General features: G+C 41.3%; 17 protein-coding genes. 13 read left to right on the forward strand and 4 right to left on the reverse strand.

Annotated elements, in window-relative coordinates; translation table 11 throughout:
* Positions 1-9: 9 nt before the first annotated feature.
* From ADI74_RS04685 to ADI74_RS04710, 6 genes are all read left to right on the forward strand, one after another.
* Positions 10-1176 carry an ATP-grasp domain-containing protein gene (locus tag ADI74_RS04685; RefSeq protein ID WP_049537350.1) on the forward strand — a complete coding sequence of 389 codons (1167 nt, stop codon included), beginning with the start codon at positions 10-12 and terminating at the stop codon, positions 1174-1176.
* A gap of 156 nt (positions 1177-1332) precedes the next feature.
* Positions 1333-2202, forward strand: a complete 870-nt coding sequence (gene gla, locus ADI74_RS04690) for an aquaglyceroporin Gla (RefSeq protein WP_049537352.1) — start codon at positions 1333-1335, stop codon at positions 2200-2202.
* A 110-nt stretch (positions 2203-2312) separates the two neighbouring features.
* Positions 2313-3038, forward strand: a complete 726-nt coding sequence (locus tag ADI74_RS04695; RefSeq protein ID WP_049537353.1) for a CppA N-terminal domain-containing protein — start codon at positions 2313-2315, stop codon at positions 3036-3038.
* Positions 3035-3970 (forward strand): serine hydrolase domain-containing protein, encoded by a 936-nt coding sequence (locus tag ADI74_RS04700; protein ID WP_049537354.1) that lies wholly within the window; start codon positions 3035-3037, stop codon positions 3968-3970. The genes ADI74_RS04695 and ADI74_RS04700 overlap by 4 nt, the downstream gene beginning before the upstream one ends.
* Before the next feature lie 8 nt (positions 3971-3978).
* Entirely contained in the window at positions 3979-4890 is a 912-nt protein-coding gene (locus tag ADI74_RS04705) for a DMT family transporter (protein ID WP_049537355.1), read from the forward strand.
* 144 nt (positions 4891-5034) lie between these two features.
* Positions 5035-5793 carry a CPBP family intramembrane glutamic endopeptidase gene (locus ADI74_RS04710; protein ID WP_049537357.1) on the forward strand — a complete coding sequence of 253 codons (759 nt, stop codon included), beginning with the start codon at positions 5035-5037 and terminating at the stop codon, positions 5791-5793.
* A 49-nt stretch (positions 5794-5842) separates the two neighbouring features.
* Here ADI74_RS04710 and ADI74_RS04715 read toward each other — a convergent pair whose 3' ends face one another.
* Both ADI74_RS04715 and rsmG read right to left on the reverse strand, forming a co-directional pair.
* Positions 5843-7126: a uracil-xanthine permease family protein gene (locus ADI74_RS04715; RefSeq protein WP_033585978.1), complete on the reverse strand. Its 1284-nt coding sequence runs from the start codon at positions 7124-7126 to the stop codon at positions 5843-5845.
* Positions 7127-7432: 306 nt separating this feature from the next.
* Positions 7433-8146 (reverse strand): 16S rRNA (guanine(527)-N(7))-methyltransferase RsmG, encoded by a 714-nt coding sequence (gene rsmG, locus ADI74_RS04720; RefSeq protein WP_049537359.1) that lies wholly within the window; start codon positions 8144-8146, stop codon positions 7433-7435.
* A gap of 93 nt (positions 8147-8239) precedes the next feature.
* Between rsmG and ADI74_RS04725 the strand changes: the two genes are divergently transcribed.
* From ADI74_RS04725 to ADI74_RS04735, 3 genes are all read left to right on the forward strand, one after another.
* Complete coding sequence (locus tag ADI74_RS04725) at positions 8240-8800, forward strand: LemA family protein (protein ID WP_000219838.1); 561 nt, start codon at positions 8240-8242, stop codon at positions 8798-8800.
* A 1-nt stretch (position 8801) separates the two neighbouring features.
* Positions 8802-9701: a zinc metalloprotease HtpX gene (htpX, locus tag ADI74_RS04730; RefSeq protein ID WP_049537361.1), complete on the forward strand. Its 900-nt coding sequence runs from the start codon at positions 8802-8804 to the stop codon at positions 9699-9701.
* 109 nt (positions 9702-9810) lie between these two features.
* Positions 9811-10410, forward strand: a complete 600-nt coding sequence (locus ADI74_RS04735) for a CPBP family intramembrane glutamic endopeptidase (protein WP_239682809.1) — start codon at positions 9811-9813, stop codon at positions 10408-10410.
* A 190-nt stretch (positions 10411-10600) separates the two neighbouring features.
* Here the strand turns inward: ADI74_RS04735 and ADI74_RS04740 are convergent, their stop codons facing one another.
* Together ADI74_RS04740 and ADI74_RS04745 are read right to left on the reverse strand one after the other, a co-directional pair.
* The gene (locus ADI74_RS04740; RefSeq protein ID WP_049537365.1) at positions 10601-12160 is read right to left on the reverse strand and encodes an ATP-binding cassette domain-containing protein; all 1560 of its coding nucleotides are present in this window, start codon (positions 12158-12160) and stop codon (positions 10601-10603) included.
* 329 nt (positions 12161-12489) lie between these two features.
* Entirely contained in the window at positions 12490-12819 is a 330-nt protein-coding gene (locus ADI74_RS04745; protein WP_049537366.1) for a hypothetical protein, read from the reverse strand.
* A gap of 168 nt (positions 12820-12987) precedes the next feature.
* Between ADI74_RS04745 and ADI74_RS04750 the strand changes: the two genes are divergently transcribed.
* The 4 genes from ADI74_RS04750 to ADI74_RS04765 all read left to right on the forward strand — a co-directional run bounded on the left by ADI74_RS04750 (position 12988) and on the right by ADI74_RS04765 (position 15834).
* Positions 12988-13530, forward strand: coding sequence for a YceD family protein (locus tag ADI74_RS04750; RefSeq protein ID WP_049537368.1), 543 nt, complete (start codon positions 12988-12990; stop codon positions 13528-13530).
* Complete coding sequence (gene nth, locus ADI74_RS04755; protein ID WP_038806245.1) at positions 13530-14159, forward strand: endonuclease III; 630 nt, start codon at positions 13530-13532, stop codon at positions 14157-14159. The genes ADI74_RS04750 and nth overlap by 1 nt, the downstream gene beginning before the upstream one ends.
* A gap of 209 nt (positions 14160-14368) precedes the next feature.
* Positions 14369-14890, forward strand: a complete 522-nt coding sequence (gene pyrR / locus ADI74_RS04760) for a bifunctional pyr operon transcriptional regulator/uracil phosphoribosyltransferase PyrR (RefSeq protein WP_000644748.1) — start codon at positions 14369-14371, stop codon at positions 14888-14890.
* Between the two features lie 20 nt (positions 14891-14910).
* Positions 14911-15834 carry an aspartate carbamoyltransferase catalytic subunit gene (locus ADI74_RS04765; protein WP_049537372.1) on the forward strand — a complete coding sequence of 308 codons (924 nt, stop codon included), beginning with the start codon at positions 14911-14913 and terminating at the stop codon, positions 15832-15834.
* Positions 15835-15863: the final 29 nt, after the last annotated feature.

A 15863-nucleotide genomic window follows, 5' to 3' on the forward strand; every position in this document is an offset into this window, starting at 1 on the left:
GAGTTGCCTATGAATTACCTTGTTATTTCTCCATACTATCCACAAAACTTCCAACAGTTTACAATCGAGCTAGCTAATAAAGGCATAACCGTTTTGGGAATTGGTCAGGAGCCTTACGAACAACTAGATGAACCTTTGCGTAATAGCTTAACCGAGTATTTCCGTGTGGACAATCTTGAGAACATAGACGAAGTCAAACGTGCTGTTGCCTTTCTTTTCTACAAGCATGGACCTATCGACCGCATCGAGTCCCACAATGAATACTGGCTTGAGCTGGACGCAACACTCAGAGAACAATTCAATGTTTTTAGTGCCAAACCAGAGGATCTCAAAAAGACCAAGTTTAAGTCTGAAATGAAGAAACTTTTCAAAAAAGCAGGTGTTCCTGTGGTACCTGGAGCTGTTATCCAGACGGAAGCAGATGTGGATAAAGCAGTGAACGAAATCGGTCTACCAATGATTGCCAAACCTGATAATGGAGTGGGAGCGGCAGCAACCTTTAAGCTTGAGACAGAAGACGATGTAAATCACTTTAAGGCTGAATGGGACCATTCAACCGTGTATTTCTTTGAAAAATTTGTCACTTCTAGCGAAATCTGTACCTTTGACGGGCTTGTGGACAAGGATGGCAACATCGTCTTTTCAACGACTTTCGATTATGCCCATACTCCACTTGATCTGATGATTTATAAGATGGACAATTCCTACTATGTACTCAAGGATATGGATCCCAAACTGCGCAAGTATGGCGAGGCCATTGTCAAGGAATTTGGTATGAGGGAGCGTTTCTTCCATATTGAATTCTTCCGTGAGGGAGATGACTATATCGCCATTGAGTACAACAATCGTCCTGCGGGTGGCTTTACGATTGATGTTTACAATTATGCCCACTCTTTTGACCTCTACCGAGGTTATGCGGCTATTGTAGCAGGAGAGCCATTCCCTGGTTCATATTTTGAACCCCTCTATTGCTTGGCGACTGCTCGGCGTTTAAGTTCTCATTATGTATACTCAGAAGAGGAGTTACTAGCTAAATACCAAGGAGGTTTTAAGGCTAAGAAAATCATGCCAGCAGCCTTTGCAGAGTTACAAGGAGATATCCTCTATATGTTGACAACTCCAAGTCGTGAGGAGCTGGATCAGATGTTAGCAGACTTTGGTCAACGTCAAGAGTAAGGAATAGGATGAAAGGAGTTTGACTTCTTTTGTCCTTTTCTTAAAGATAAGTTAAATAAAGCGTTTTCCAGAGATTCTTTTAGAAAATCGGTTGCTAAAAGGCCTAAAAATTGATAGAATAAGGATTGTCTAAAAAAATTAAGGAGAATCTATCAAATGGATTTTACATGGGCTATTAAATATGCCACTGAATTTTTGGGAACTGCCATTTTGATCATTCTTGGTAATGGTGCAGTTGCTAACGTTGAACTTAAAGGTACGAAAGGTCACCAAAGTGGCTGGCTCGTTATCGCGGTTGGTTACGGTATGGGGGTTATGATCCCAGCCTTGATGTTCGGTAATGTATCTGGGAACCACATCAACCCAGCCTTCACACTTGGACTTGCTGTGAGTGGACTTTTCCCTTGGGGACAAGTACCATATTATATCCTTGCGCAAGTTTTAGGAGCGATTTTTGGTCAAGCTATGGTTGTTGCTACTCACCGTCCTTACTACTTGAAAACAGAGAATTCTAATAACATTTTGGGTACTTTCTCAACGATTTCAAGTGTTGATCACGGTACAAAAGAATCACGTTTCGCAGCAAGTGTAAATGGTTTCCTAAATGAGTTTGTAGGTTCATTTGTTCTTTTCTTTGCAGCACTTGGTTTGACTAAAAACTTCTTTGGTGCTGAGGTTCTTCAATACATGAAACAAATGGCTACTCAGGCTGGTCAAACAGTTGATTTAACTGAAATGGCAGTGAAAGCTCAAGTAGCACCTCACACAGCTGCTGGGATCTCAGTTGCGCACTTGGCACTTGGTTTCCTAGTGATGGCCTTGGTAACTTCACTCGGTGGACCTTCTGGGCCTGCTTTGAACCCAGCTCGTGACTTTGGACCACGTCTTCTTCACGAACTCCTTCCAAAATCAGTTCTTGGTCAACACAAGGGTGATTCAAAATGGTGGTATGCATGGGTCCCAGTTGTAGCTCCAATTGCAGCGGCTATTGCAGCAGTAGCAGTATTCAAACTACTTTATCTATAATAAAAGAAACTGGGGGAACCCAGTTTTTTTGCTATAAAATTTTTAAATAAAACAGATATGGCTTGTAAAATATTCGAAAATCCTTTAAAATAAGAGAGTTGGAGGAATTTATGAGTGTGAATGAGATAGTTCGGATCATTCCGACTGTGAAAGTTAATAACCGAAAATTAAATGAAAAATTTTACATTGAAACCTTAGGGATGAAACCCTTGTTAGAAGAGTCTGCCTTTCTCTCCTTGGGAGATCAGACAGCTACTGAAAGATTGATTTTAGAAGAAGCTCCGAGCATGCGAACTCGGCGAGTTGAAGGGCTTAAGAAACTAGCTAGACTCATTGTAAAAGTTAAGAATCCTTCTGAAATTGAGGATCTTCTTTCACAGATGGAGTCTCTTCCTCGCCTATTTAAAGGAAGCCGTGGTTATGCTTTTGAGATTGTTTCTCCTGAACAGGATGTGATTCTTGTTCATGCGGAAAATCATATTAAAGATTTGGTTCCACTGGAAACTGTTCCTGAATTTTCTTCAAATAAAAGTATAAAATACTTGAGTCAATTTGAGATTTCTATGGAGTTGCGTCTGCCTGAGGACATGGAGAGTTTGCTTGATTCCGAAGTGGTAGCTAGGGCAATTAGCTTTACCAAAGGGGAAGGTCCAGATTTGACTGTTGAAAACAATGTTACCTGGGACTTGTCTATGCTGAAATTTTTAGTAAAGAATTTTGATTTAACCAGTCTTCGTCAGAAATTTGAAAAGACAGGCTATTTTGTTCCCAAGTCTGAAAAATTCTTCCTTGGTAAAGATACCAATAACATTGAATTGTGGTTTGAAGAAGCATGAAGTGGGAAAAAATTCAAAGAAAAATAGAAGATCAAATCGAGGCAGGGATTTATCCCGGGGCCTCTTTTGCGTATTATAAGGATGGTGAATGGAAAGAGTCTTATCTAGGATTGAGTGATCCTGAGAAAGGTTTGAAAACTGAGTCAGGGCTAGTCTATGACCTAGCCAGTGTGAGTAAGGTTGTGGGAGTTGGGACAATCTTCACCTTCTTGTGGCAGCAGGGCAAATTAGATATTGACCGACCAGTGACGGATTTTTTAGCTGAGTGTGATTACCCAGATATTACTATACGGCAACTTCTGACCCATGCTACAGACTTAGATCCCTTTATTCCCAATCGGGATCTCTTGACAGCTACTGAATTAAAAGAAGCCATGTTTCACCTCAACAGACGAAGTCAGGCAGCCTTCCTCTATTCGGATGTTCACTTTTTACTCTTAGGCTTTCTTTTGGAGAAAATATTTGAACAAGATTTGAATCAGATTATAGAAGAACAAGTTTTGAACCCATGGGGCATGACGGGAACCAAGTTTGGTCCCGTTGAAATTGCTGTACCAACAGTTAGAGGAGTAGCGGCAGGTAGTATCCACGATCCCAAAGCTCGTCTTTTGGGCAAACATGCTGGGAGTGCTGGTTTATTTTCAACTGTTAAGGATTTGCAAATCTTTCTGGAACATTACTTGAAAGATGATTTTGCTGAAAACTTGAGCCGAAATTTTTCCCCCTTAGATGATAAGGAGCGTTCGCTAGCCTGGAATCTAGAAGGAGCCTGGCTTGACCATACGGGCTATACAGGTACCTTCATCATGTGGAACCGAGAGAAACAGGAAGCTGCTATCTTTTTATCCAATCGAACGTATGAGAAGGATGAACGTGCTCAGTGGATAGTCGATCGAAACCAAGTCATGGATATGATTCGTAGGGAAAGGTAGGGGGAAGAATGTCAAAAACCGTAAAAGGAACTCTATTTACAGTAGTTGCAGGGATTGCTTGGGGCTTGTCTGGAACCAGTGGCCAATACCTGATGGCACACGGGATTTCCGCTCTAGTCTTGACCAATCTGCGGCTCATTATTGCTGGATTGGCTCTGGTATTTTTAACTTATGCGACCGCAAAGGATAAACTCCTTGCTTTTTTAAAAGACAGAAAAAGTCTTTTCTCTCTCTTGTTATTTGCCTTGTTTGGACTTTTCTTAAACCAGTTTGCCTATCTTTCTGCCATTCAGGAGACCAATGCTGGAACGGCGACGGTTCTCCAGTATGTTTGTCCTGTTGGGATCTTGATTTATACTTGTATCAAGGACAAGGTAGCGCCTACTCTGGCTGAGATTATTTCAATTGGTTTAGCAATTGGAGGAACGTTTCTTATCGCGACGCATGGGGAACTTGACCAGTTGTCGGTCACACCTGCTGGTCTTTTCTGGGGACTCTTTTCTGCCTTGACCTATGCCCTCTATATTATCCTTCCTATCGCTTTGATTAAGAAGTGGGGAAGTATTTTGGTGATTGGTGTGGGCATGGTTATTTCTGGTGTTGTGGTTCTTCCCTTCACAGGAGTTTTGCAGGTAAGCATACCGACCAGCTTAGATTTTCTCTTTGCATTTGCTGGCATTATCATCATCGGAACAGTCTTCGCCTACACCGCTTTTCTAAAAGGAGCTAGTCTGATAGGACCAGTTAAGTCTAGTTTATTGGCTTCCATAGAGCCAATTTCAGCCGTTTTCTTTGCCTTTCTGATTATGAAGGAACAATTCTACGCGATTGATTTTGTCGGCATGGCTATGATTTTACTTGCGGTAACCATCATTTCTTTGAAAGATTTGTTGATAGAAAACAAACAGAAGGTTGAATGAGAAACTAGTTACTCGTAAAAAGTGATTGATTTGAATATCCTATCGAAATATTAATTACAGATAAGGAATGGGAGTAGAATTTTATAAAATTTTAAGTTTCTTTTCTTACAATAAATCAATCTTTAACTGCTAGAAGGAGAAAATATGAAAATTTTACAAATCATTCATCCATCTAAGCCCCTGCGCTACTTGAGATTGTTTGACATTCTGATTATTACAGTTCTAATGTTTGGTCAGTTTATCATTCGGTCAACGGAGCTCTTTTTAGCAAGTATGTTTCCGACAGGTCTGTCAACTACAATGGATACGGCAAGTAATACTGCTGGCGAGGGAGTAGGCTATTTGAGCAACTTCACCCTGCAAGTGATACTTCTGACCTTGACCTTTCTTTACCTTTTGATTCGGAATTATGATTTCAAACAACTTCCCATTCGTTGGACCTGGTCCCTTCTCTTTTGGGTTCCTTTTATATTTGCCATTGTGGGATTGTTTGGAGACCTGATGACGACACTAACTGGTGAATACAATTACTTAAATCCAGCTCTTTTTGCCCACATAGATCCCATGGAAATTATACGGAAATTCCTAGCGCTTAGTCCGATGGTAATTGCCTATGCGTTGCTAAATGGCTTCTATGAAGAGTTTTTCTTTCTAGGATTGTTGACATCAGTGAAAGAAAAGCACAAGTGGTGGGCTTTGCTTTATTCTACCATCATTCGGATTTCTTTTCACACTTATCAAGGATTGGTGTGGGCACTGGTTATTGGTGTCGTTTATGGCCTATTCTATTATTTCTTATACAAGTATAAGGTTAAAAATCTTTTGCCATTTTTCCTCATGCATGCTCTGGCAGATATGTTTGGTTCTAGCCTCATGTATCTCTTGATTGCGTGGGGAAGGTAAGAATCAGAAAAATCCACTCAACTGAGTGGATTTTTCTGTGTATAGATGACTAGTCTTTATTTTCGTGTGGCAAAATCAAGTTTAAGATGATACCTGTCATAGCTGATAAGGCAGTACCTGAAAGGGTAACTGGTCCTACTTTGAGGATGGCTCCACCAAGTCCAAGTACGAGCATTGCACTAGCAATGATGAGGTTACGCATTTGACTAAAGTCAACACGCTCCTTGATCAAGACTTTCAAACCGTTGCTGGCGATAACTCCGTAGAGAAGGATAGACATCCCACCAAGTACAGCACTTGGGATTGTTGAGATAAGGGCAGTAAATTTACCAAGGAAGCTAAGAGCAATTGCGATAAAGGCAGCGTTACGGATAACGGAAACAGAAGCGATACGAGTCATCCCAATAACCCCTGTATTTTCGCCGTAAGTCGTATTAGCTGGTCCACCGAGGAAGGCAGATACAGATGTTGCGATACCGTCACCGAGAAGGGTACGGTGAAGACCTGGTTCTTTCAGGAATTGACGCCCACAGATTTGACTTAGGACGGTATGGTCACCGATGTGCTCTGATATGGTCACGATAGCAATTGGCAAGATAGCGATTGTTTCAGGACCAAAGTAGAGGTTGTACTCTTTGAAGGCCCCGCCTGTACTAAATGGCAAGTAGAAACCAGGAATTTCAAACCAGTTTGCTTCTAAGACTGGAGTAAAGTCAACTAAACCAAGTGTCACTGCGAAGATGTACCCACCGATGATGGCAAAGAGGAAAGGAATAATACGAAGGAAGCCTTTTCCTTTTGTATTGATAAAGGCAGCGATCAAGAAAGTAACAACTGCTACAAGAGCGTTTTTCCAGTTACCGTCTGCCACAAGTCCAGCATTCGTTACAGCTGAGTTTGCCAGACCAAGACCGATAACGATAATCATGGGTCCGATGATGATTGGAGGCAAGAGTTTATCGATCCATTTTGTGCCTGCAAAACGAACACTTGCAGCCACAAGAACATAAACCAAACCAGTCAAGATAACCCCTGTTTGAGCAGCAGATACGTCACCACCCATTTCTTTCATAGCAAGAGACATTGCAGTGATGAAGGCAAAAGAAGAACCGAGATAGACTGGAACTTTAAAGCCAGTTGAAACCATATAAATCAGTGTTCCGACACCTGATGCAAAAAGAGCAACAGATACGGGCATTCCCAAAATTAGGGGAACGAGAATGGTTGCACCAAACATGGCAAAAACGTGCTGGAAGCTTAGAAGAATGCCTTTACCAGCTGAAGGACGTTGGTCAACGTCTAGTAACAAGTCAACAGTTGATTCCTGTTTCATAAAAACCTCACTTTTGGGCACCAAAAAAGAGCCCATTATTTTACAGCAATAGGCTCTCAGAGTAAGACTTCTTTAAAAAAGATTATTCCATTCTTAAAGAATTTCATATACTGTGTCTTTGTCACCTCACGGGATGACATTAAAAACCTTTGCTTAGGATAGTATAGCAGAAAAAAATGATTTTGTAAATCATTTTTTCCCGAGCCTAGAAATGCGAGAGCGAGGTTGATTTTGTAAATCATTTTTTCCCGAGCCTAGAAATGCGAGAGCGAAGTGAATTTTGTAAACATTTTTTTACTAAAAAATTTAAAGCGGGCGTTTGTTTGGCATGCCAGCCTTACGTGGATATTTATTTGGGGTCTCTTTTTTCTTTTCTACCACAGTGATGTAACGTGGATCTCCATTTGGTAGGGCGTAGCTGAGGTTGTTTTCGACCTTGCTAAAAAGGAGATTGAGAGCATTCTTGGATTCTAGCAATTCCTCGGGGGCATTGCTGGCCTTGAGCGCCAGTAGTTTTCCACCAACTTTAAGGTAGGCAATGGTCAGTTCAGATAAGACTTGCATACGGGCAACAGCACGAGCTGTCACCATATCAAACTGAGCACGGAAGTTCTTGTCTTGGGCAAAGTCTTCTGCACGACCATGGTAGAAGTGAACTCCGTCCAAATTCAGCTCCTGAGCCAGTAGTTGGAGGAAGTTGATGCGCTTGTTTAGCGAATCAATGATGGTCACATCAAGTTGAGGATAGAGGATTTTCATGGGAAGACTAGGAAATCCTGCCCCCGCTCCAATATCAAGAAGTTTGATATTCTCATTTTGGATCAAGCCTTGTAGGATGGGTGCAATCGAATCGTAAAAGTGTTTGAGGTAGACTTCCTCTTTGTCTGTAATAGCGGTCAGGTTAATCTTTTCATTCCACTCGACCAAGAGTTCAAAATAGCGTTCAAATTGGTTCTTTTGCTGGTCAGAAAGTGGAAGATTTTGCTCAGCTAGTAGGCTGTAAAATGTTTCTGGTTTCATAGTTGTTTCCTTCTCTAGTATCATCTTATTTTACCATATTCATTAAAATTTTGATATACTAGTAGTAATCTAAAAGCAGAAAGGAATAAGATTATGACTTGGATTATTCTTGGAGTTTTGGCTCTGATTGTTATTTTTGTGATTGTTAGCTATAACGGTTTGGTTAAAAATCGTATGCAGACCAAGGAGGCTTGGAGCCAGATCGATGTTCAGTTGAAGCGTCGTAATGATCTCCTCCCTAACTTGATTGAAACAGTCAAAGGCTATGCCAAATATGAAGGTTCTACCTTGGAAAAAGTGACAGAACTTCGTAGACAAGTAGCCGCAGCAACTTCGCCAGCTGAAGCGATGAAGGCCAGTGATGCCCTTACCCGCCAGATTTCTGGTATCTTTGCAGTAGCAGAGAATTACCCAGACTTGAAAGCTAGCGCAAACTTTATCAAATTACAAGAAGAGTTGACCAATACAGAAAATAAAATTTCCTACTCACGCCAACTCTACAACAGTGTTGTCAGCAACTACAATGTAAAACTTGAAAGTTTCCCAAGCAACATCATCGCGGGCCTATTTGGCTTTAAAGCTGCAGACTTCCTTCAAACACCTGAAGAGGAAAAGGCAGTTCCTAAAGTTGACTTTAGCGGTTTAGGTGACTAAGATGTTGTTTGATCAAATTACGAGCAATAAACGAAAAACGTGGATTTTGTTGCTGGTTTTCTTCCTACTCTTGGCCTTGGTTGGTTATGCAGTTGGCTATCTCTTCATGCGATCAGGTCTTGGGGGCATGATCATAGCCCTAATCATCGGTCTTATCTACGCTCTGACCATGATCTTTCAATCAACGGAGATTGTCATGTCTATGAATGGAGCGCGTGAGGTTGATGAACAAACGGCGCCAGACCTCTACCATGTTGTGGAAGATATGGCCATGGTCGCTCAGATCCCCATGCCACGTGTTTTCATCATTGAGGATTCTTCTTTAAATGCCTTTGCAACAGGTTCTAATCCGCAGAATGCGGCAGTTGCGGCCACTTCGGGTCTTCTGGCTATCATGAATCGTGAGGAGCTAGAAGCGGTCATGGGTCATGAAGTCAGTCACATTCGGAACTACGATATCCGCATTTCGACCATTGCTGTTGCCCTTGCTAGCGCCATTACACTGCTATCTAGTATGGCTGGTCGGATGATGTGGTGGGGTGGCGAAGGACGCAGACGAAGTGATAATGATCGTGATGGAAATGGTCTAGAGATTATCATGCTTGTCATCTCTCTCCTAGCAATTGTTTTGGCTCCCGTGGCAGCAACCTTGGTACAACTAGCTATCTCTCGTCAGCGAGAATTTCTAGCGGATGCATCCAGTGTGGAGCTGACCCGCAATCCTCAAGGGATGATCAATGCCTTGCGCAAGTTGGACAATAGCGAGCCAATGCATCACCATGTCGATGATGCCAGTAGCGCTCTGTACATCAATGATCCTAAGAAAGGTGGGGGACTTCAAAAACTCTTTTATACCCACCCACCTATCTCAGAACGGATTGAACGCTTGAAACAGATGTAAACAAAATCCAGAGAAGTTTCTCTGGATTTTTGCTTTTAGCATCTCACTTTTAACTTGTCATCTCACAGAAAAATAGTATAATATATGTAATTCTATATAATTGAGGTGAATGATGTATAAGCGCTGGATGACGTTTTTCTTGATTTTGATTTTTATGCCGATTCATTTGAGTATAGCAGAGAAAATCATGCGAAATAATTCATTAACGCTATCCATCCTTTTTACCCTTGTTGAACTTGCAATATTTTTATATGTAGGAAAAAAGTATGACTTGTTTCACATTCGGAAAATCCACCTAAAAGATATTTTTAAATGTTTTCTTTCATACGCCTTGCTTTTCTTATTTTATATTTTGGTCAATTTTTTAGGCCCTACCCAATCAGACACAACTCAAGCTGTGCAAAGTTTTTCACTTTCATGGTCTGTACTTTTTGTGGATCTCTGTGTTTTGGCACCTGTCACGGAAGAAATCTTTATGCGAGGTATGTTACAGGGGATAGTATTTAAGAATACATATTTTGGCTTGTTTGCCACATCGCTTCTTTTTGCTTATCTGCATGGTCCCTATACTATTCCTAGCTTTATCAGCTATGTAGGTATGGGATTTGCATTTGGGATAAGGTATAAGACTTCTGAAAACCTATGGAATTCCATTCTTTTGCATGTCCTCAATAATCTGGTTGCATTTTGCTTTTTGTATATGAGATAATGATGCATTAGAATGCTTTGAGCTGTAAAATAGTAAAAAATGATTTCTAGCTTATACAATTGAAACAAAAGTCAGACCATGATCTGTCAGATCGATGATACTAGTAGCGCTCTGTACATCAATGATCCTAAGAAAGACGTATGTAAAAAAATCCAGAGAAATCTCTCTGGATTTTTGCTATGTTCAAAAATTATAAATCTTGTAAATCAACAACTTCCAAATCCTCTTCTCTCAAACGATAGAGGCTGGTACAGACCTCTTTTAAGAAGCGTCTGTCATGCGAAACAGTGATCAGACCGCCGGGATAAGAGGCAAAGAGTTTTCTGATTTCGGGTTGAGAAGTGGGTGAAAAGTTTCGTGTGGGCTCATCCAGAAGGAGAAAGTTTGGTTTGCACAGTACTAAATCCAATAGAAGGAGTTTACCTTGTTGCCCACCAGATAGGGAGCGGATTTGATGGTGCATCTCTGGATAGCTGAAATTGAGACTGGCTAGGTGAGATTGGATTTTCTGTAGTTCCTCTTTTTCTCCAGTTTGGCTGAGATAGGCTACTGGTGACATCTCCAATTGCAGTTTTTTATGGTAATCTTGTGGCATAAAACCAAGCGAAATCTCTCTTTTGACGCTGAGCAGTTGTTGCAACTTGGCTAACAGAGTTGATTTCCCAGCACCATTTGGCCCGATGATACCGATTTTATCTTGGCCACGGATCGTTAGTCGTAACTCCTGAGCTAAAATGCGTTCGTCGATAGACAACTTTTCCTTTTCCAGTCGAATTAAGACTTTAGAAGCCGGTAATGGTTGGATGTCTGAAAAGAAAAGTTGGATTTGTTCCTCTTCAAGTGGCTTTTGGGTCATGGACTGAGCTTCCTTTTCAAAGCGTTTTTCTTGAGAGAGAACAGTTTTCATCTTTTTAGCCAATAGGCGACCAGCAGTATTGTCTTTGGTAGCTCGAAGTGCAGTTTCTACATTTTGCTTAACTCGGCGATGTTTTTCCATGGTTTTATCATAGGCTCTCTGGTCGTTAGCAGCTTGCTGGCTTTGTCTGGCAAAATTAGCCTTTCTCTGCTCACTATAGCGATCATAGTCTAAATGCTCGACTAGCGTTTCCGCTTCTTTCCGATGCTTGACCAGTCGCAAGTGGACAATAGTATCTGCCGTTTGAGAAAGAAAGTCTTCATCATGGGAAATGAAAATAACAGTTTGCCTAATCTTTCGAATCTGCCTTTTTAGCCAATCAACCGTCTCAAGGTCTAGGTCATTTGAAGGTTCATCTAAAAATAGAATCTCAAAAGGTTTGGCTAACTCGTGGATGAGCTGAATTTTCAAAGCTTCGCCCCCTGATAGACTGCCAATCTCTTGGTCGCTAGCAAAACGGTCGCTATCAAAGTGCAATTCCTCCGCCAAACGATAAAGAATACTGTAGTCTAATTCAGCAGAGTCCAAAAAGAAGTAGTCGTGTAGAGTCCTATTTTTCAGGAACTCGGGGAGTTTTTGAGGAATGTAGGCCAGTGATTGAAGGTCAGACTGGATGTCGCCCTTGATAGTAAAATCAGATAATGCTTCCCCCGTTAAAGCTCGTAGTAAAGTCGATTTACCATTTCCTTCTTCACCAATAATAGCAACTTTTTCTCCGTCTTGGATGGTCATGGTTAGGTCAGATACAAGGTCCCGCAAATCTTTGTTTTGAGTGATGGTTAGATGATTGATTTTTATCATATTGTTGCCCTTTCTAGAATGTCCATAGTGCATAACAAAAAGCTCTACTTTATCTAGTAGAGCCCAAAGTCACTGTCAAAACTCTATTATCCTATTTGAAAAACTCGTCAAACTAGCTTGGAGCTGCCTAACCCAACCCAAGAGGAGCATAGCTTTCTAGTTTTTTAATTTTCAATGGGGACAAGATACTAGAAAATCTAGTATGAAAAGAGCACACAAAAAGAGACAAAAACAAGATCTACTAAATAAAGTTCTTTATTTGATAGATTAGTTGTTCATGTCTCCCATACCTCCGAGTATTAGTACCTCTATCCTATACCTTTCAGGAAATTTTGTCAATAGAAAACAAGTAATTTCAAGCTCTAAAAACCAAAAACAGATCCATAGAGAGTCAGTACGTGTTTGACGTGCTCGTAATGGAACTTGTCATAGTTTCGCCAAGCAGTACGAGCTTGATCGTTTAGTTTTAGGCTCCCTAATCCAATCAGAAGACTTGTGCGTTGGTAAAATTTCTCAAGGTCGATTAAGATACTATTGTCAAGCTTTTCCGCTTTTTTAAGTTCCTTGAGAGTGCTGTTCAGCAGTTCTTGTAGACGGAAATCATCGGCTGTACCTTGTTTGCAGCTTTGGTAGCTTTTATTTAACTCGGATAGGAGTTGGTAAGCTTGGTTGATGAGTGCTTTGTCTTCCATATGAGCATCCTCCTTGCTCTGATGTATTCTTGCCTATAGTATAGCACTAAACAGAAAATATGTCATAGTAAATATGTTAAAAAATGAGATTTTAATATCAAGGTTTATAAGGATGACTTGTAGCCTTTTCATGGTATAATCAAGTGAGTACATCTTTATGGAGGAAATATGAAGTTAAATATTCAAGAAATTCGTAAGCAGCCTGAAGGTCTACACTTTGAACAAGCTTTAGACCTGGCAGCAGACTTGCGTAAACGAAATCAAGAAATTTTAGATGTCAAAGATATCCTTGCGGTAGGGAAGGTCCAATACGAAGGCCGCATGTATTTCTTAGATTATCAACTATCTTACACCATTATCCTTGCTTCCAGTCGCAGTATGGAGCCAGTTGAATTGGAAGAGTCTTATCCAGTGACAGAGGTTTTCATGGAAGGCGCAACCAACCAACTAGATCAGGAAGTTTTAGATGATGATTTGGTCCTTCCTATCGAAAATGGTGAAATTGATTTGGCTGAAAGTGTGTCAGATAATATCTTGCTCAATATCCCAATCAAAGTCTTGACGGCTGAAGAGGAAGCTGGTCAAGGATTTGTTTCAGGTAATGACTGGCAAATCATGACAGAGGAGGAGTACCAAGCTCAACAAGCAGTCAAGAAAGAAGAAAACAGTCCATTTGCTGGCTTGCAAGGACTATTTGACGGAGACGAATAATGGTCTTGTCAAAAAAACGAGCACGAAAAGTGCTAGAAGAAATCATAGCTCTCTTCCCAGATGCCAAGCCCAGCCTTGATTTTACCAATCATTTTGAACTACTGGTTGCGGTCATGTTGTCAGCCCAGACGACAGATGCTGCAGTCAACAAGGCTACACCGGGTCTCTTTGCTGCTTTTCCAACGCCTCAAGCCATGTCTGTCGCAACTGAAAGTGAAATTGCTTCGCACATTTCTCGCTTGGGACTTTATCGCAATAAAGCCAAGTTTTTAAAAAAATGTGCCCAGCAGCTCTTGGAAGATTTTGACGGGCAAGTACCTCAGACTCGCGAGGAATTAGAAAGCCTAGCAGGTGTTGGTCGCAAAACAGCAAATGTCGTCATGAGTGTTGGCTTTGGAATTCCAGCCTTTGCAGTGGACACTCATGTTGAGCGTATCTGCAAGCACCATGATATTGTCAAAAAATCGGCTACACCCCTCGAAGTAGAAAAACGTGTCATGGACATTCTGCCACCAGAGAAATGGTTGGCAGCCCACCAAGCCATGATTTACTTTGGACGGGCTATCTGTCATCCAAAAAATCCAGAATGCGATCACTATCCTCAATTATATGATTTTAGTTCGTTATAAGTAAAAATAATGAATGTTTTTACTTGATTTGAACGGGTCTTTGTGATATAGTAATGACAATAAAATATTCCTTTAAACCTGTCCCGTGAGGCAGACAAGGAGCTAGATTAAGTAGAAGGGTGAAGTCTATACTGTTTGCAGTAGGGCTCGCTTGGCTATACATTCTGAAGTCTCCTTGTTAAGGAGACTTTTCTTTTTGGAGGTTTGTCATGAAGGCAAAAGAAGTTGTAGACGAATTGACCGTCAAACGCGCGATTACTCGAATTACTTACGAGATTATTGAGCGAAACAAAGATTTGAACAAAATCGTTTTGGCTGGTATTAAAACGCGAGGTGTCTTTATCGCTCGCCGTATTCAAGAACGCTTGGAACAGTTAGAATCTCTTTCAGTTCCAGTGGTAGAGCTGGACACCAAGCCTTTCCGTGACGATGTTAAAAGTGGTGAAGATACTTCTTTAATCTCTGTTGATGTGACAGATCGGGAAGTCATCTTGGTGGACGATGTGCTCTATACAGGTCGTACCATTCGTGCAGCTATTGACAACGTCGTCAGCCATGGTCGCCCTGCTCGTGTGAGTTTAGCAGTTCTAGTGGATCGCGGACATAGAGAACTTCCAATCCGTCCAGACTATGTTGGAAAAAATATTCCAACCAGTCGCTCTGAAGAGATCATCGTAGAGATGGCAGAACTAGATGGACAAGATAGAGTTCTTATTACCGAAGAAGCATAGATAGCAAAAAGGAGTTAACCATGTCAGATAATCAACAAGCTTTGCAACATGTGGTCTCTATGGAAGACCTTACTGTAGATCAGGTCATGAAATTGATCAAACGAGGAATCGAATTTAAGAATGGAGCGCAGGCTTCCTATGAGGACCAGCATATCGTTTCCAACCTTTTCTTTGAAAGTTCGACTCGTACGCACAAGTCCTTTGAAGTAGCAGAGATTAAGCTGGGACTGAATCTACTCGATTTCGATGTGAAGACGAGTTCAGTTAACAAGGGTGAAACACTCTATGATACGATCTTGACACTGTCTGCACTTGGAGTGGATGCCTGTGTTATCCGTCACCCAGAAGTCGACTACTACAGAGAGTTGATTGCCAGTCCAACCATTACGACTTCCATTATCAATGGTGGAGATGGTTCAGGACAACATCCAAGTCAGAGCTTGCTTGATTTGATGACAATATATGAAGAATTCGGCCATTTTGAGGGGCTTAAGGTCGCTATCGCTGGGGATCTGGACCACTCACGTGTAGCCAAATCAAATATGCAAATTTTGAAACGTATAGGCGCAGAGCTTTACTTTGCAGGTCCTGAGGAATGGAGAAGTCAGGAATTCGCAGACTATGGTCAGTTTGTAAGCATTGACGAGATCATCGATCAGGTGGATGTCATGATGTTCCTTCGCGTCCAGCATGAACGTCATGATAGTGGAGTGGTCTTTTCAAAAGAAGGCTACCATGCGCAACATGGTTTGACGCAAGAGCGTTATGATCGTTTGAAAGAAAAAGCAATTCTCATGCACCCTGCCCCAGTCAACCGTGATGTCGAAATCGCAGACCATTTAGTTGAAGCGCCAAAATCACGCATTGTCCAACAAATGACCAATGGTGTATTTGTCAGAATGGCAATCTTAGAATCTGTTCTGGCATACAGAAAAGCAAAATAAACACAAGACGTTAAAAGACGCCAGAGAGC

Source organism: Streptococcus pseudopneumoniae, from assembly GCF_001074565.1.
GTDB lineage: Bacteria > Bacillota > Bacilli > Lactobacillales > Streptococcaceae > Streptococcus > Streptococcus pseudopneumoniae_J.

Coding starts and splice junctions, on each gene's coding strand:
- pyrR (WP_000644748.1), top strand. CDS start 14,369: ATGAAGGCAAAAGAAGTTGTAGACGAATTGACCGTCAAACGCGCGATT.
- ADI74_RS04745 (WP_049537366.1), bottom strand. CDS start 12,819: ATGGAAGACAAAGCACTCATCAACCAAGCTTACCAACTCCTATCCGAG.
- ADI74_RS04685 (WP_049537350.1), top strand. CDS start 10: ATGAATTACCTTGTTATTTCTCCATACTATCCACAAAACTTCCAACAG.
- ADI74_RS04735 (WP_239682809.1), top strand. CDS start 9,811: ATGATGTATAAGCGCTGGATGACGTTTTTCTTGATTTTGATTTTTATG.
- ADI74_RS04715 (WP_033585978.1), bottom strand. CDS start 7,126: ATGAAACAGGAATCAACTGTTGACTTGTTACTAGACGTTGACCAACGT.
- ADI74_RS04725 (WP_000219838.1), top strand. CDS start 8,240: ATGACTTGGATTATTCTTGGAGTTTTGGCTCTGATTGTTATTTTTGTG.
- rsmG (WP_049537359.1), bottom strand. CDS start 8,146: ATGAAACCAGAAACATTTTACAGCCTACTAGCTGAGCAAAATCTTCCA.
- nth (WP_038806245.1), top strand. CDS start 13,530: ATGGTCTTGTCAAAAAAACGAGCACGAAAAGTGCTAGAAGAAATCATA.
- ADI74_RS04710 (WP_049537357.1), top strand. CDS start 5,035: ATGAAAATTTTACAAATCATTCATCCATCTAAGCCCCTGCGCTACTTG.
- ADI74_RS04740 (WP_049537365.1), bottom strand. CDS start 12,160: ATGCACTATGGACATTCTAGAAAGGGCAACAATATGATAAAAATCAAT.
- htpX (WP_049537361.1), top strand. CDS start 8,802: ATGTTGTTTGATCAAATTACGAGCAATAAACGAAAAACGTGGATTTTG.
- gla (WP_049537352.1), top strand. CDS start 1,333: ATGGATTTTACATGGGCTATTAAATATGCCACTGAATTTTTGGGAACT.
- ADI74_RS04695 (WP_049537353.1), top strand. CDS start 2,313: ATGAGTGTGAATGAGATAGTTCGGATCATTCCGACTGTGAAAGTTAAT.
- ADI74_RS04705 (WP_049537355.1), top strand. CDS start 3,979: ATGTCAAAAACCGTAAAAGGAACTCTATTTACAGTAGTTGCAGGGATT.
- ADI74_RS04765 (WP_049537372.1), top strand. CDS start 14,911: ATGTCAGATAATCAACAAGCTTTGCAACATGTGGTCTCTATGGAAGAC.
- ADI74_RS04750 (WP_049537368.1), top strand. CDS start 12,988: ATGAAGTTAAATATTCAAGAAATTCGTAAGCAGCCTGAAGGTCTACAC.
- ADI74_RS04700 (WP_049537354.1), top strand. CDS start 3,035: ATGAAGTGGGAAAAAATTCAAAGAAAAATAGAAGATCAAATCGAGGCA.